This window comes from Burkholderia mycopellens (genome assembly GCF_964265025.1).
Lineage (GTDB): Bacteria > Pseudomonadota > Gammaproteobacteria > Burkholderiales > Burkholderiaceae > Burkholderia.
In genome coordinates, this window is the sequence record NZ_OZ183804.1 from 966,269 (window position 1) to 979,489 (window position 13,221).

Here is a 13,221-nt window from a genome sequence, read left to right on the forward strand (position 1 = left end):
GGCGCGCACGCGCCGATGATGATGTCATCCGCTTCTGTTCAAGGGAAACGCCATGTACTCGAACATTCTGGTTGCGCTCGACGGCAGCGACACGTCGTCCCGTGCACTCGACGCCGCGCTGGGCCTCGCGTCGGAAACAGGTGCGCGGCTGACCCCCGTCTACGTCGTCGATTTCCTGGTGCCCGCCTACGACATGGTCGGATACGATCCGTCGATCCTGATCGATGCGTTCCGGGAAGAAGGGCTGCGCGTCACCGACGACGCAGCGCGTCGCATGAAGGCGCGCGACGTGGCCGGCACGCCGCAGATCGCCGACGTCGAGCCGGCCGGCGAAGATATCCCGCACCGGATCGTCAGTCTTGCCAATGAAATCGAGGCCGACCTGATCGTGATGGGCACGCATGGACGGCGCGGCGCCCAACGCCTGTTCCTCGGCAGCGTGGCCGAGCGCGTGCTGCGTCTGGCCACGTGCCCGGTACTGATGATTCCCGCGAGCTGCCCGTCCGGCAAACCCGCCGAGACCGTCGCGGCATCAACCGAAAAGGAGCCGTCATGAGCTACAAGACCCTGCTTGTCCACCTCGACGACAGCGAACGCTGCGCGACGCGCGTCGACCTCGCGCTCGAACTGGCGGGACGCTGGAACGCGCATTTGATCGGCCTCTACGTGGTCTGCCAGGATCTCTTCGAGCCGTTGCGGCGGCCCGACGAGCCGCTCAAGCTGGCCGTCTACGAGCGGCTGTGCGAACAGCGGCGCAAGGAAGCCGAGGAGACATTCCTGATGGCCGCCGAGCGCGCGGGACGCAGCGTCGAATGGCAGGCGCCGACCGGCGACGCGACGACGGTCGCCATCCTGCACGCACGTCACGCCGATCTGCTGGTGCTCGGCCAGGAAGACCCGGACGATCGCATGACCTACGTGGCACGCCATTTCGTCGAGGATCTCGTGATGGGCAGCGGCCGTCCGGCGCTCGTCGTGCCCTATGCGGGCGACGTGCGAACGATCGGCGAGAACGTGCTGATCGGCTGGGACGGCGGGCGCGAAGCCGCCCGCGCAATGGCCGATGCGCTGCCGCTGCTCGCCCGCGCGCGCTTCGTCAACGTCGAGACGGTCGTGCGCGGCCAACCCGACCCCGACCAGACGCCGGCGGGCGTCGACGTCGCCGCGTATCTCGAGCGGCACGGCGTTCGCGCGTCGTTCTCGACGACGCCGCGCGACCGGTCGGTCGGCGTCGGCGCGACGCTGCTGAACCGGGCGACCGACCTGCATGCGGACCTCCTCGTGATGGGCCTGTACAGCCATGCGCGCATGCACGAACGCGTGCTGGGCGGCGCGACGCGCACCATCCTCGAGACGATGACGGTGCCGGTGCTGCTGTCGCACTGACGCCGCACGCATGACGGCGGGGCAGCCGCCCGCGGCTGCCCTCTGCGGTCACAGCACGGCCGCACACGCGCCGTGCCCCTCCCGCACGACCAGCACCGGCCGGTCGGCGCTGCGCACCAGCGATTCGGCGACGCTGCCGAGCACCGCGCGGCGCACGCCGCGGCGTCCGTGCGTCCCCATCACGATCAGGTCCGCGTCGCATTCGGCGGCGGCTCGCGCCAGCACGGACGACACGTCCTCGCCGCACGCGTCGATCGTGTGCGCGGTGCCGCGGACGCCGCACAGGCGAAACGCGGCCTGCGCATCCGCCACCGCGATCGCGGCCTTGTCCGCATCCAGCCCCGTCGGGTCGCGCTGGTCGATATAGCCGCTGTCGACGTCGGCCACTCTTGGCGCGTCCGATACCACGCACACGGCGACGATCAGGCCCCCCGAATCGCGGGCGAGCGCGATCGCCTCGTCGAGCGCGAGCCGCGAACTGCGGCTGCCGTCGAGCGCCGCAAAGATCCTTGCATACATGGTGCCTCCCTGGTGGCGTCCGGTTTTTGACTGGAATGCCACACCAGTCTGGGCCCGGCGGGCGTGATCCGGTTGACGCCGGTCAAGCCTGCCCGGCCGCGGGCGTACGCATCGGTCCCGATTGGCGAAGACAGACAAAACGCGCACAATTTCGGGCGACATCGCAACTTCGGCCCGCCCCACGTTTCGTGCCTCGCGTCCGGCCCGACGCCCGCCCGCCGCCGGCGAAATCCGATCGGCTGTGCATGGACATCACGGCGGCCCCCGTCTATTCCGGCGGCTTCGGCGACGACGACGGCAGTTCGGCCCCCGACCTGCTCGCGCGAACGGGATGCACGATCATCGTGGCGTTGCCGCTTCACGCCATCCAGCAAGGAGATGGGCTGTCATGATCCGGGTACTCATCGCCGACGACCACGCCCTCGTCAGGGACGGCCTGCGGCACATCCTGCAGAGCGCGAGCGGGTTCGAAGTCGCGGGCGAAGCGCGCGACAGCGCGTCCACGATCGCGCTCGTGCGTGACACGGCCGCGAATGTGCTGGTGCTCGACCTGTCGATGCCCGGCCGAAACGGCGTCGAACTCATCAAGCAGATCAAGGACGAGAAACCGGCATTGCATATTCTCGTGCTCACGATGCACGCCGAGCAGCAATACGCGGTGCGCGCGTTCCGCGCCGGCGCATCCGGCTACATGACCAAGGAAAGCGCCAGCGCCGAGCTGGTCGCGGCGCTGGCCAAGATCGCGGCCGGCGGCGTTTACGTCAGCCTGACGATGGCCGAACAGTTTGCGCAGAGCCTGAACGAACCGACCGATCTCCTGCCGCACCAGCGGCTGTCCGACCGTGAATTCGACGTGTTCCGGCGGGTCACCGCCGGCGAGTCGATTTCCGAGATCGCGGAAGCGCTCTGCGTCAGCGTCAAGACGGTCAGCACCTACAAGACGCGGATTCTCGAGAAGATGCAGATGCCGAACGACACGGCGCTCGTGCGCTATGCGATGCGCCACAAGCTGTTCGACGACCCGGACGAACTCTGACGCGGCTCCGGCGCACGACCGCCGCGCCCTCGCGTCGACCGGGACAGAATGCCGCACCCGTGTAGGAAACCGCCTACAGCGCTTCCGCGTGACCTACTGCATCTTCAATGCCTGCTGATTTCCTTGACGCCGCGCAACATCCATACTCCAGATCAAGAAAAACAAGCACGCGCCTGGCGAAGCAACGGCGGCAATCGCCGCCGGGAAAGGTCTCACTTTTCGTCCGGCGCGGCTTTTCCGATGAGGGCGGCTTGCACCAGGGCCGCCGGCGTTATCACCAGCGCGACCGCGTCCCACGGCGGCCCGCCGCTGTCCCCAATGTACTGGAGTACTGGAGCCGATCATGCAAAGCCATGCCGAAGTTTCGCCGGCCATGCCGTTACGCCCGTTCATCCCGTTGCATCCCGTCGAACGGGCGGAACAACCGAAACGCGCCGCGTCCCGCTGTTCGACGTGTTCGTTGCGCACGGTCTGCCTGCCGCCTGATCTTTCGCCTGACGATTTCGCGCGGGTCGACGCGATGATCTGCACGACGCGGCACGTCAGGCGCGGCGAAACGCTGTTTCGCGCGGGCGACGCGTTCAACAGCATCTATGCGGTGAGAACCGGGTCGTTCAAGACCATCGTGATGCACCGCGACGGCGACGAGCAGATCACCGGCTTCCAGATCGTCGGCGAATCGCTCGGGCTCGACGGCGTGCACACCGGGCACCACAACGGCGATGCGATCGCGCTCGAGGACAGTACCGTCTGCATCATTCCGTTCGGCCAGCTCGAGCAGATCTGCCGCGAGGTGCGGCCGATGCAGCATCACGTGTACCAGATGATGAGCGGCGAAATCGTCCGCGAATCCTCACTGATGCTGCTGCTCGGCACGATGACCGCCGAGCAGCGCGTCGCCGCGTTCCTGCTGAACCTTTCCACGCGCTTCAAGGCGCGCGGCTACTCGGCCGCCGAATTCGTGCTGCGGATGACGCGCGACGAGATCGGCGAATACCTCGGGATGAAGCTCGAAACGGTCAGCCGCATGCTGTCGAAGTTCCAGCGCAACGGGCTCGTCGCCGCGCAGGGCAAGCAGATCCGCATCGTCGATTCGGAAGGCCTCGGGCGGATCTGACCTCGCCGCACGCGCGGCGGGCGCATCAGCCGCGCATGGCGAGCACCGCCGCCCCGGACAGACGCCCCGTGCGCAAGTCGTCGAGCGCGCGGTTCGCGTCGGTCAGCGCGTAGCGCACGGCCTCGACCCGCAACGGCATCGCATCGGCGATCCGCATGAATTCGACGGCATCCGCACGCGTCAGGTTGGCCACCGATGCGATGCGGCGCTCGCCCCACAGCCACGCGTACGGAAAGCCGGGAATGTCGCTCATGTGGATGCCGCCGCACACGACGATCCCGCCCTTGTCGAGCGCACGCAGCGCGGCCGGCACCAGCGCCCCCACCGGCGCGAAGATGAGCGCGGCATCGAGCGGCTCGGGCGGCGTTTCGTCGCTGCTGCCGGCCCATGCGGCGCCCAGTGAAAGCGCGAGCTGCTGGGCAACCGCATCGCCGGGCTTCGTCAGCGCGAACACCTTCCGTCCCTCGCCATGCGCGACCTGCGCGACGAGATGCGCCGCCGCGCCGAAACCGTAGATGCCGATGCGCCTCGCGTCGCCCGCCATGCGCAAGGTGCGATAGCCGATCAGGCCGGCGCACAGCAGCGGCGCGGCCTCGAGATCGGAATAGCGCCGCGGCAGATGCACGCAATACCGATGGTCGGCGACGGTGCGCTCCGCGTAGCCGCCGTCGATCGTATAGCCCGTGAATCCGGGGTTGTCACACAGATTTTCTCGGCCAGCCGCGCAATACGCGCAATGGCCGCACGTCGACCCGAGCCACGGAACACCGACGCGCTCGCCCGCCGCGAAGCCCGTCACGCCCGCGCCGAGCGCGCGCACCGTGCCGACGATCTCGTGCCCCGGGATCAGCGGCAGCTTCGGATGCGCGAGCTCGCCGTCGACGACGTGGAGATCCGTCCGGCATACGCCGCACGCATGTACGTCGATCAGCAACTGGCCCGCCGCCGGCAACGGGTCCGGCACGCGCGTCTCGCGCAAATGCGGTGTCGCGCCGTCAAACATCATCGCAAGCATGCTCGCCTCCCCGCGCAATCGTGTTCACGCGCTGCACGTTCCAAGGCTAATCGCCACGCGCCGCGTGTGCATGGCCCGGTGACGGGCGCTTGACGTGGGTCAACGACGCTCGGACGGTTGCTGACACGATGAAGTGGCATAACGCCCGCCTGTGGCGCCCAGGAGATGTTCGAATGATATCCGTTCCCCCATTGGCCGCAAGCGCCCACCCCGAGGACCGTCTGAGATCGCTGCTGGCCTACGCGGTGCTGGCCCCGTCCAGCCACAACTCGCAGCCGTGGCGGTTCATCGTCGACGGCCCCACGATCGCGGTCTGCGCGGATCGCGTACGCGCGTTGCCCGTCATCGATCCGTTCGATCGCGAGCTGATCATCAGCTGCGGCGCGGCCTTGCTCAACCTGCGCGTCGCACTCGATCACGCCGGGCTCGCCCACACGATCAGCACCTTTCCGTCCGACATCGATCCCGACCTGCTGGCGATGATCCGCGTGTGCGACGACGGCTACTCCGACGCGTCGCTCGGCGCGCTGTTCGATGCGATTCCGGAGCGCGTCACGACGCGCGCGCCGTTCAACTCGACGGCCGTGCCGGACGCGCTGCAGCGCGAGCTGATCGCGGCCGGCGTCGCGGAAGGCGCGGAAGTCACCTGTATCGATTCGATCGCGCATCGCGCACGGGTGGCCGCGCTGGTCGCGGAGGCCGATCAGCAGCAGTTCGCGGACCCGCGCTTCCGACGCGAACTGGCGAGCTGGATCGATCCGCGCCGGCACGTCGACGGCATGCCGGCGTTCGCGGCCGGCGTGCCGACGCTGCTGGACTTCGCGGCGCCCGTCGTGACGATGGCGGTGCGAACCTTCGATCTCGGCGACGGGCTGGCCGCGCTGCATCACCAGCTCGTCGGCGCCTCGCCGCTGATCGTCTGCCTGTCGACCCTGCGCGACGACCGCGACGCGTGGCTCGCCGCCGGCCAGGCGCTGGAGCGCGTCCTGCTCGTCGCGACGCGCGCTGGCTATACGGCGTCGTACCTGAACCAGCCGATCGAGACGGCCGGGCTGCGCGCCCACCTGCGCCACCTGCTCGGGCTGCACGGCGAGCCGCAGTTGCTGCTGCGCGTCGGGCGCGGCCCGCATGCGCCGCACTCGCCGCGCCGCCCGCTCGACGAAGTCGTCTCGTGAGCGCGCCCTGCGGCGCGTAATCGCCCTTCCGATCCGGACGAGGAAAGACAACATGAACCTCCCGCGCTACGCTGCCTTCTGCGCGATCGTCACGGCGGCCAACCTGGCCGCCGCGCAGACGGCCGTGCCCGAGCCGACCGATCTCGTCAATGCGCAGCACTGCATGTTTTGCCATACGGTCGACATGACGTTCCTCGGGCCGTCGTTCCGCGAGATCGCGCAGCGCTACCGCGGCGATCCGGCGGCGGCGCCGGAACTGGAGCGCAAGCTGCGCATCGGCGGCCGCGTGCACTGGGGCGACACGCCGATGCCGGCCGCCGAGGATCGCGGCGGCCCGCTGTCCGCCGACGACGCGCATCAGCTCGTGCAGTGGGTGCTGAGCCAGTAACCGGCCCGCCGCCCCGCAACGCATGTCGACCGCCATCAAACGCATTCCCGCCGGTCTCGCACGAGGCGACGCGCGCCGTGGTGCCGCGGCGGGCGCGACACCCGCGAATGCGCGCGGCAAACGCGCACGCACGCGGCCCGATGCGATCGTCCGCGGCGACGGCGTCCAGCGCATCCCGCGTCGCGCGCCGCGTCGCGCCCACAGCCCGGGCCGCGCGCCCGATGACGATGCCACCGTCCTGCAGCGCGCGGGCATGCGCGGCATCCGGCTGCAACTCGACTACTGGAAGGCCGAGGAACGCCTGCAGAAAGAACGCATCGGCCATGCCGTCGTGATCTACGGCAGCACGCGCATCGTTGCCCCTGCCGTCGCGAACGCGCGGCTGAACGAGGCCAATCGCCTGCTCGCGGCGCGTCCGCACGATGCCGGCCGGCGCCGTGCCGTCGCGGCGGCGAGCCGGCTCGTCGAGCACAGCGTGTATTACCGCGTCGCGCGCGAATTCGGGCGCATCGTCGGCCACGCCGACCGGTGCACGCGAGCCGCGCGGCTCGCCATCGTCACCGGCGGCGGCCCCGGCATCATGGAGGCCGCGAACCGCGGCGCGTACGAGCGCGGCGCGCCGAGCATCGGCTTCAACATCGAACTGCCGCGCGAACAGGCGCCGAATCCGTACATCACCCCCGATCTCCACTTCCGGTTTCACTATTTCGCGATCCGCAAGCTGCACCTGCTCGAACGCGCGAAGGCGGCGGTATTTTTCCCCGGCGGCTACGGCACGTTCGACGAGCTGTTCGAAGTCCTGACGCTGCTGCAAACGCGCAAGATCCCGCCGCTGCCGGTCATCCTCGTCGGCGAAGCGTACTGGAAGCGCGCGGTCGACCTGGAATTCCTCGCCGACGAAGGGATGATCGACCGCCGCGATCTCGACCTGTTCACGTACTGCGAATCCGCCCCCGACATCTGGCGCGCGATCGGCAGCTGGTATGCGCGGCGGCGCGCCGCGCGGCCGGTGCGCCGCCGCGTGCCGCCGAAACCGCGTGCCATGTAGGAATCCGCCGACGCCCGCCGCATGATTCCTACCGCAGCTTCGGGGTACGCCGATTGAATCGCCCAGGCACGGCGACGATACTGGATTCACGGATCACGGCTGCACGGTATCCGGATTCGAGGCCATCAGGAGAATCGTCATGTCACACGCTACCCATCTTCCCGACCCGGGCGATCAGGCCGGCCGGTCCTACGCACCCGCGCTCGACACGCAGGCGCTCGTCGCCCTCGCGCGCGACGCCGGCATGCTCGTGATCCTCGACGCCCAGATCGGGCGCGAGCGGTACGAAAGCGTGACGGGATCGGTCGCCACGCTGGCCCGCTTCGCGCAGGCGCTGCAACTGTCCGCGCTCAAGGCCGCTTGAGATCGACTGAAACCGGCTGAGACTGCCTGAGACCGCTTGAAGCCGCGCGTGACCGTGCCGCGCCGCCGCTTGCCGCACGAAACCGGGTGGACAGCCAGACACATAGATGCATGCGCATACGCATGCGGCGCGTATCGAATCGGATGACGAACGAAACGCCGCCGCCCGGGCGACACGCTCACGAGCGCCGCTGCCTCACACCGTGAACGTGTTCGACCTCCTCATCTCGACCCACGTCATCCCGGCCCGCAGCCCGTCGATCGCGGCTTCGCGCTCGGACGCATGGGTCCGGCTGTGCGAGAACGTACGCTCGCACGTGCCATCCTGCGACATGAGCGCGACATGGATCCTGCAACGGTAGCCGCCCGTTTCGGCGGCGACCGTCTCGATCGCCACCGACCAGCCGGTGTCATGTACCTCGCCTGACAGACTCATCTCGCTTCCCTCCTTCATCCACGCGGACTGCCTGTCCGGTGGACGCGCACCGCGCTTACTCGACAACCAGGTCGTCGATGACGGCACGCACCCCGCGCGCGGACCACGCGGCACCGCGCACGGCCTTGCGCTCGGAGAACGAGCCGACCTTGCCGGACAGGCGCACGGTGCCGTCGCGCACCTCGATCGCGATGTGCTTCGCCTCGCGCTCCGCATGGCGCATGATCGCGCGCTTGATGCTGCCGCCGATGTCGGCCGACCCGATCGCAGCCTGCACCACGATATGGTCGGTCACGCCCGTCACGCTGCGCATCTGCGAAATCGCCCGCACGGCCAGGTGGCTCTGGTACGCCCACTCGACCCTGCCGGACAGCGTGATCCAGCCATGTTCGACCTGCACCTTGACCGCGTCGTCGCTCAGTCCGACCGTCCAGTGCAGCACCGAACGCACCGCGTTCGCGATGTCCTCGTCGGTGCGGACGTCGTCGTCCGGCAGATGCACGGTCAGGTCGACGACGAGTGCCTTGACGCCGGCCACGCGATTCGCCGCGCGCTCGATCGCCAGCTTCTCCGCATAGCTCGGCGGGTGCCCCGACAGCGTCACGATCCGGTCGGCCACCTCGATACCGATTCGAGTCGCGTCGATCGCCGGGTCGGACTCCAGTTCATCCTGAACGTCCTGCTTCAACTGCTTGTCGGTCTTCATCGCCTGCACTCCTGTGAGCCGCGGCGAGCCTGTCCGCCGCACATCTCCAGATTTGCACACGCCCCGCCACGACTCGCTGATGCAGGTCAACGGACGCCGCTCATCGCGCGTCACACTTCGCAGCCGCCGGGCTCGGCACGGTCGTGCGCGGCTGGATCAACCCCCGCGCGCTTGCCGACGCGCTGCGGCTGAACGAGGACGAACTCCCGATCCTCGCGCAGACGATCGGCTTCCGGGCCGGCGGTGCGGGATCGCAGGCCTAAGCGTTCGGGCGGCCCGCCTCGAAGAAACGGCGCGCGGATCGCTCCGCGCGCCGTTATCTCCGTTCGGGCGGCGTGTGCCGGCATCGCCCGCTGCCTGCCACCCGATCAGCTGATCGTCAGTTTCTTCTGCGCGACCGGCGTCTTTTTCGGCAGCGTCAGCGACAGCACGCCGTCCTGGTAAGTCGCGGATGCGCGCGCGTCGTCGATCTCGCCCGACAGCGAGAACGAACGGCTGATCGCGCCGCTGTAGCGCTCGCGCCGGATCACGCGTTCGCCATCCTTCTGCTCCTGGTTGCGCTCGATCTTCGCGCTGATCGACACGGTGCTGCCCGTCACCTGGACGTCGATGTCGTCCTTGGCGACGCCCGGCAGTTCCGCATTGACCTTGTACGCATCGTCGCTTTCCGTCACGTCGATCTTCATCGCGGCAAGATCGGGCTCGTCCGTCAGCGTCATCCCGCGCAGCGGCCTGAACAGCCCCTGAAACAGATCGGCGACGGGTTCCATCGAAAACGGATCGTAACGCGTGACATTGCTCATGGTTCGTACTCCTCGAACGATAGACAGGCGGCCCGCGCGTTCGTCCCGCTCGCGCGAAGCCACGATGAAGACCGGATTGGCGCGGCGCCGTGCGCCGCGCAGCGGACGAACGATCATCAGGATTCCAGCGTAGCGGCCCGCATCGGCAGGCGCTTGACGCGCGTCAACGGCACCCGGCGCTCACGTGCAGAACCGGAAATAGCCGCTGTGGAGCAGGATCGGCCGGCCGCCCATCTCCTCGAGCAGGCACCGTGCGGCACGCTCGATCGCGGGACGATGGCGGGCAAACGCATCCATGAGATCGCTTTCGCGCGGCGACGCCGCGCGGAAGTGATCCTCCAGCGCCGCCGCGGTGATCGCGCAGTGCACGCGGCGGCCTTCGACCAGCGCCGGAAAGGTCAGCGCCGGATCCTGGCCGCAATACGTCGGAGGTTCGGAAGGAAAGGAGATCTGCATGATGGTCACCTGGGCAGGTTGCGCATGGGCAAGCGCCGGCCGGCGGCGCACCGCGCGCGCGGCGGCACTACGCCGCCGCCGCCGCGGCCGGTGCGGCGTCGCTGCCGCGCACGAGCAGGACCGGGCAGCTCGATCCGCGCAGGAACCGTTCGGCGACGCTGCCGAGGAACAACCGCCGGACCCCGCGCCGACCGTGCGTGCCGATCACGGCCAGATCGATCGACCGGTCGGCGACGTAGCGCTGCAGCCGTTCGGCGACACTCTCGCCGAGCTCGGTCTCGACGAGTTCAGCCTCGCCGTTGACCGCCGCGTGCGCGATGGTCCGTTCCGCGCGCCGCAGGACCGACACACCGTCGCGCCGGATCTCGGCGAGCAATGCATCCGGGTCCATGCGTCCGCCGAACGTGATCAGCAGCGACTTGTCGACGACGAAAACGGCGAACAGGCGGGCGCCGCACGATCGCGCCACTTTCAGGCCCTCGTCGAGCGCCCGTTGCGATGAAGGACTGCCGTCCACGGCGACCATGATGTTCGTGTACATACCGACCTCGCTGGATGAACCGACGCGCCGGCGGCGTTCGGCTTGGCTTTCATCATCGGCGTTCGCCGCAAGCGGGCGTTGACGGAAGTCAACGGTTCGAACTCACGCGGAAACCGGCAGGCGCGCCGGCGCGAGACGCCGGATCATCCCGGCGCGACCGGCGCCGGCGCATCCGGCGCGCTCGCCGGATTCACATACGCCCGAAAGCCTCGCTCGAGGTCGAGGATCCTCGCCGCGCACGCGTCGTACTGCCACCCCGGGCCGCCTTCGCTGTCGTACATGCCCTTGCACATCGCCTTGAGCCGGATCACCGAGGCGCCGCCCCCCGAGGCCGTGCGCGATGCCCACAAATAGACTTCGCCGGCCAGGAACGGGGGCGCCGTCTCGATCGTATCGGCATCGGCCCGCGTGATCCGGGTCGACGAATGGGCTTCGACGTAGCGGCGTGCAAGGCGCCATGCACCGTCGCATTCGGCAGGTGTCGAGCACGGCAGTGCCGCGGCCTGGCGCGTCGCGAACAATTGCGTTTCCGTCGATCGAAAGGCCGCGTTCCGTTCCGCACCGGCGCACGCGCCCAACGCAAGGAGCACGCCGACCGCCCACGCGACTTCGGCCAGCCGCGCCGGGTATCGCGCGGCACGCAACGCGTTCGGCGTGCCCGCTTCGGCGCGGGTAACGAGCCGGTGGCCAGCGGTGTCCCGGAAGAAGGCAAGCATGACGGTGTCCGTATCATGAACGTGACGACGCAAACGCCACGGAACATGCCGGCCTCGCGGATACCAGCATGCAGGAACACCCATCTTCGCGCTTGCCGGACCCTTCTCCTTGACACAAATCATCGAGCGAGCGCGAGCGCGCGAAATAGCCGCCGACTCGCCCGACGAAGTCGGCGGCGCGCGTCGTCGCTCACTCGAACCGGCAAGCCCCGCGCGGCAGCGCCGAGAGCGTGTCGCTCGACAGTTTCAGAATGCCGTCGAAATTGGCCTGATTGTCCGCCGGACAGAAATCCGCGAGCGTCATGCCGTCCGGACGCGTGTATTCGACATTGAACACGGCCTTGTTCTGCGCGATAAAGCTGGCGTAGCCGCCGCACTCATGGAACCTGTTGCATTGCTCGTTGAGCGCCCAGTCGGCCACTTTCGCCATCGCGGTCGCGATCTCCGAGCCGTTCTTCAGACCCATCGACATCCCGCGATCGTGCGCGGCGGCGATCAGCGCCGTGTTGTAGCGAAGCTGATCGTCGCGCGTCAGCGGAAAGCCCGTTTCCTGGCGATAGCTGTCGTCGAGGTCCGGCTCGATGCCGTCGCAGCCCTTGTTCTTCGCCTGGTCGAGACGCGCCAGCATCAGCGGCATCAGGATCGCGGTCTGGCGAATGTCCAGCCACCGTTCGTGATCCTCGTACCCTTCGACGGGGTTGCCGAGCACGCTGTCCGGAAACTTGCCGGCATCGCCACGGCTGTCTTCGCGCCCGCCCACCTCCATGTAGCAGACGACATAGATGCCCTTCGCCTTCAGGCGCTGGATCGTGCCGGCATCGGTCAGCTCCATGTCGACGTCGAACATCTTGCGCGGGTTGTTCGCGCCGTCCAGCACCGTCTCGTTGATGCGGTTGCCGTCGATCTGCCATTGCCAGCTCGTGCCGGGCACGAGCGGCTTCCACGCGGGGGCTTGCGACGCGCGCGCCGAGGCCGCCGCGACGGCGGTGCCGGGCGCGAGCGAATCCGAGTCGCCTCCGCACGCGGCGAGCAGCAGCATCAGCACGACTGAAGCGAACGATCTGGCGGACATGGCGAATCCTTTGCCTGTTGGGCGGCTTGTCAGGATGCGAGGAAGACACGTGCAGCGGGATGCGGGCGATGACTCTGCCGATGCTGCGGTGGCGCGGGAATGCGCGAAGCACGTGCGGATGGTAGGCGGGAACGCCGCGCCGATCTGTTCCAATTTGTCGATTTTTGTCGGCGCGGCGGGTGGCGGCAGGCCATGGCTGCCGTGGTACGAACTTCCTCACGCGCAACGGCTTCTCGATGCGACGAACGTGACGGTTGCCTGATCGATCCGTCTCTTCGCCTGCGCGACGGCCGCGATCCTGCCGATCCGTTCGCATTCGAGCGGCGGGTGCCGTTCAACGCATGCACGCGGCGATTCCTCCGGTTGCCGGCCGCGGCAGTCGGAGACCATGGGACACATCGTCGCCATGATACGGGCGGCCCGCATGGTCTCCACCCTGCCCGG

19 protein-coding genes and 1 pseudogene are annotated in these 13,221 nt (G+C 68.5%); 11 read left to right on the forward strand and 9 right to left on the reverse strand.

The window, feature by feature from the left end; all coding sequences use genetic code 11:
* Positions 1–52 precede the first annotated feature (52 nt).
* Together ACPTTC_RS38330 and ACPTTC_RS38335 are read left to right on the forward strand one after the other, a co-directional pair.
* Positions 53–556, forward strand: coding sequence for a universal stress protein (locus tag ACPTTC_RS38330; RefSeq protein WP_423396442.1), 504 nt, complete (start codon positions 53–55; stop codon positions 554–556).
* Positions 553–1,386, forward strand: coding sequence for a universal stress protein (locus tag ACPTTC_RS38335; protein WP_423396443.1), 834 nt, complete (start codon positions 553–555; stop codon positions 1,384–1,386). The genes ACPTTC_RS38330 and ACPTTC_RS38335 overlap by 4 nt, the downstream gene beginning before the upstream one ends.
* A gap of 48 nt (positions 1,387–1,434) precedes the next feature.
* Here the strand turns inward: ACPTTC_RS38335 and ACPTTC_RS38340 are convergent, their stop codons facing one another.
* Positions 1,435–1,905 carry a universal stress protein gene (locus tag ACPTTC_RS38340; protein WP_423396444.1) on the reverse strand — a complete coding sequence of 157 codons (471 nt, stop codon included), beginning with the start codon at positions 1,903–1,905 and terminating at the stop codon, positions 1,435–1,437.
* Between the two features lie 245 nt (positions 1,906–2,150).
* Here ACPTTC_RS38340 and ACPTTC_RS38345 point away from each other — a divergent pair, with 245 nt between their 5' ends.
* From ACPTTC_RS38345 to fnr, 3 genes are all read left to right on the forward strand, one after another.
* Positions 2,151–2,297: a hypothetical protein gene (locus tag ACPTTC_RS38345; RefSeq protein ID WP_423396445.1), complete on the forward strand. Its 147-nt coding sequence runs from the start codon at positions 2,151–2,153 to the stop codon at positions 2,295–2,297.
* Positions 2,294–2,941: a response regulator gene (locus ACPTTC_RS38350; RefSeq protein WP_175970320.1), complete on the forward strand. Its 648-nt coding sequence runs from the start codon at positions 2,294–2,296 to the stop codon at positions 2,939–2,941. Before ACPTTC_RS38345 ends, ACPTTC_RS38350 begins: the two co-directional genes overlap by 4 nt.
* Before the next feature lie 343 nt (positions 2,942–3,284).
* Positions 3,285–4,058 carry a fumarate/nitrate reduction transcriptional regulator Fnr gene (fnr, locus tag ACPTTC_RS38355; RefSeq protein ID WP_423396446.1) on the forward strand — a complete coding sequence of 258 codons (774 nt, stop codon included), beginning with the start codon at positions 3,285–3,287 and terminating at the stop codon, positions 4,056–4,058.
* Positions 4,059–4,083: 25 nt separating this feature from the next.
* Here the strand turns inward: fnr and ACPTTC_RS38360 are convergent, their stop codons facing one another.
* The gene (locus tag ACPTTC_RS38360; protein ID WP_423396447.1) at positions 4,084–5,073 is read right to left on the reverse strand and encodes a zinc-dependent alcohol dehydrogenase family protein; all 990 of its coding nucleotides are present in this window, start codon (positions 5,071–5,073) and stop codon (positions 4,084–4,086) included.
* A 173-nt stretch (positions 5,074–5,246) separates the two neighbouring features.
* Here ACPTTC_RS38360 and ACPTTC_RS38365 point away from each other — a divergent pair, with 173 nt between their 5' ends.
* The 4 genes from ACPTTC_RS38365 (at position 5,247) to ACPTTC_RS38380 (ending at position 8,048) form a co-directional block, all read left to right on the forward strand.
* Entirely contained in the window at positions 5,247–6,248 is a 1,002-nt protein-coding gene (locus ACPTTC_RS38365) for an Acg family FMN-binding oxidoreductase (RefSeq protein ID WP_423396448.1), read from the forward strand.
* 52 nt (positions 6,249–6,300) lie between these two features.
* Positions 6,301–6,636 carry a c-type cytochrome gene (locus ACPTTC_RS38370; RefSeq protein WP_423396449.1) on the forward strand — a complete coding sequence of 112 codons (336 nt, stop codon included), beginning with the start codon at positions 6,301–6,303 and terminating at the stop codon, positions 6,634–6,636.
* A 22-nt stretch (positions 6,637–6,658) separates the two neighbouring features.
* On the forward strand, positions 6,659–7,684 hold the full coding sequence (locus tag ACPTTC_RS38375) for an LOG family protein (RefSeq protein WP_423396450.1): 1,026 nt from the start codon (positions 6,659–6,661) through the stop codon (positions 7,682–7,684).
* 139 nt (positions 7,685–7,823) lie between these two features.
* Entirely contained in the window at positions 7,824–8,048 is a 225-nt protein-coding gene (locus ACPTTC_RS38380) for a hypothetical protein (RefSeq protein ID WP_423396451.1), read from the forward strand.
* 195 nt (positions 8,049–8,243) lie between these two features.
* Here ACPTTC_RS38380 and ACPTTC_RS38385 read toward each other — a convergent pair whose 3' ends face one another.
* On the reverse strand, positions 8,244–8,483 hold the full coding sequence (locus ACPTTC_RS38385) for a hypothetical protein (RefSeq protein ID WP_423396452.1): 240 nt from the start codon (positions 8,481–8,483) through the stop codon (positions 8,244–8,246).
* 55 nt (positions 8,484–8,538) lie between these two features.
* Positions 8,539–9,189 carry a BON domain-containing protein gene (locus ACPTTC_RS38390; protein WP_423396453.1) on the reverse strand — a complete coding sequence of 217 codons (651 nt, stop codon included), beginning with the start codon at positions 9,187–9,189 and terminating at the stop codon, positions 8,539–8,541.
* A 119-nt stretch (positions 9,190–9,308) separates the two neighbouring features.
* Between ACPTTC_RS38390 and ACPTTC_RS38395 the strand changes: the two are divergent.
* Positions 9,309–9,452: pseudogene (locus ACPTTC_RS38395) on the forward strand (SagB/ThcOx family dehydrogenase); the annotation flags it as partial.
* Positions 9,453–9,557: 105 nt separating this feature from the next.
* Here ACPTTC_RS38395 and ACPTTC_RS38400 read toward each other — a convergent pair.
* From ACPTTC_RS38400 to ACPTTC_RS38420, 5 genes are all read right to left on the reverse strand, one after another.
* A complete protein-coding gene (locus ACPTTC_RS38400) occupies positions 9,558–9,992 on the reverse strand; it encodes an Hsp20/alpha crystallin family protein (protein ID WP_423396454.1) in 435 nt (144 codons plus the stop codon).
* Between the two features lie 180 nt (positions 9,993–10,172).
* A complete protein-coding gene (locus ACPTTC_RS38405; protein ID WP_423396455.1) occupies positions 10,173–10,448 on the reverse strand; it encodes a DUF1488 domain-containing protein in 276 nt (91 codons plus the stop codon).
* Positions 10,449–10,515: 67 nt separating this feature from the next.
* Positions 10,516–10,989, reverse strand: coding sequence for a universal stress protein (locus ACPTTC_RS38410; RefSeq protein WP_423396456.1), 474 nt, complete (start codon positions 10,987–10,989; stop codon positions 10,516–10,518).
* A gap of 143 nt (positions 10,990–11,132) precedes the next feature.
* Entirely contained in the window at positions 11,133–11,705 is a 573-nt protein-coding gene (locus ACPTTC_RS38415; RefSeq protein WP_423396457.1) for a hypothetical protein, read from the reverse strand.
* 190 nt (positions 11,706–11,895) lie between these two features.
* The gene (locus tag ACPTTC_RS38420; protein ID WP_423396458.1) at positions 11,896–12,777 is read right to left on the reverse strand and encodes an endo alpha-1,4 polygalactosaminidase; all 882 of its coding nucleotides are present in this window, start codon (positions 12,775–12,777) and stop codon (positions 11,896–11,898) included.
* Here ACPTTC_RS38420 and ACPTTC_RS38425 point away from each other — a divergent pair.
* A complete protein-coding gene (locus ACPTTC_RS38425; RefSeq protein ID WP_423396459.1) occupies positions 12,776–13,039 on the forward strand; it encodes a hypothetical protein in 264 nt (87 codons plus the stop codon). The two genes, ACPTTC_RS38420 and ACPTTC_RS38425, sit on opposite strands and share 2 nt — an antisense overlap.
* Positions 13,040–13,221 lie beyond the last annotated feature (182 nt).

Bases quoted from the DNA above. Each gene is read 5' to 3' on its own strand.
- ACPTTC_RS38405 (WP_423396455.1), bottom strand. From the start codon at position 10,448: ATGCAGATCTCCTTTCCTTCCGAACCTCCGACGTATTGCGGCCAGGAT.
- ACPTTC_RS38330 (WP_423396442.1), top strand. From the start codon at position 53: ATGTACTCGAACATTCTGGTTGCGCTCGACGGCAGCGACACGTCGTCC.
- ACPTTC_RS38335 (WP_423396443.1), top strand. From the start codon at position 553: ATGAGCTACAAGACCCTGCTTGTCCACCTCGACGACAGCGAACGCTGC.
- ACPTTC_RS38385 (WP_423396452.1), bottom strand. From the start codon at position 8,483: ATGAGTCTGTCAGGCGAGGTACATGACACCGGCTGGTCGGTGGCGATC.
- ACPTTC_RS38345 (WP_423396445.1), top strand. From the start codon at position 2,151: ATGGACATCACGGCGGCCCCCGTCTATTCCGGCGGCTTCGGCGACGAC.
- ACPTTC_RS38415 (WP_423396457.1), bottom strand. From the start codon at position 11,705: ATGCTTGCCTTCTTCCGGGACACCGCTGGCCACCGGCTCGTTACCCGC.
- ACPTTC_RS38365 (WP_423396448.1), top strand. From the start codon at position 5,247: ATGATATCCGTTCCCCCATTGGCCGCAAGCGCCCACCCCGAGGACCGT.
- ACPTTC_RS38390 (WP_423396453.1), bottom strand. From the start codon at position 9,189: ATGAAGACCGACAAGCAGTTGAAGCAGGACGTTCAGGATGAACTGGAG.
- ACPTTC_RS38410 (WP_423396456.1), bottom strand. From the start codon at position 10,989: ATGTACACGAACATCATGGTCGCCGTGGACGGCAGTCCTTCATCGCAA.
- ACPTTC_RS38350 (WP_175970320.1), top strand. From the start codon at position 2,294: ATGATCCGGGTACTCATCGCCGACGACCACGCCCTCGTCAGGGACGGC.
- ACPTTC_RS38380 (WP_423396451.1), top strand. From the start codon at position 7,824: ATGTCACACGCTACCCATCTTCCCGACCCGGGCGATCAGGCCGGCCGG.
- ACPTTC_RS38425 (WP_423396459.1), top strand. From the start codon at position 12,776: ATGGCGAATCCTTTGCCTGTTGGGCGGCTTGTCAGGATGCGAGGAAGA.
- ACPTTC_RS38340 (WP_423396444.1), bottom strand. From the start codon at position 1,905: ATGTATGCAAGGATCTTTGCGGCGCTCGACGGCAGCCGCAGTTCGCGG.
- ACPTTC_RS38420 (WP_423396458.1), bottom strand. From the start codon at position 12,777: ATGTCCGCCAGATCGTTCGCTTCAGTCGTGCTGATGCTGCTGCTCGCC.
- ACPTTC_RS38400 (WP_423396454.1), bottom strand. From the start codon at position 9,992: ATGAGCAATGTCACGCGTTACGATCCGTTTTCGATGGAACCCGTCGCC.
- ACPTTC_RS38360 (WP_423396447.1), bottom strand. From the start codon at position 5,073: ATGCTTGCGATGATGTTTGACGGCGCGACACCGCATTTGCGCGAGACG.
- ACPTTC_RS38370 (WP_423396449.1), top strand. From the start codon at position 6,301: ATGAACCTCCCGCGCTACGCTGCCTTCTGCGCGATCGTCACGGCGGCC.
- ACPTTC_RS38375 (WP_423396450.1), top strand. From the start codon at position 6,659: ATGTCGACCGCCATCAAACGCATTCCCGCCGGTCTCGCACGAGGCGAC.
- fnr (WP_423396446.1), top strand. From the start codon at position 3,285: ATGCAAAGCCATGCCGAAGTTTCGCCGGCCATGCCGTTACGCCCGTTC.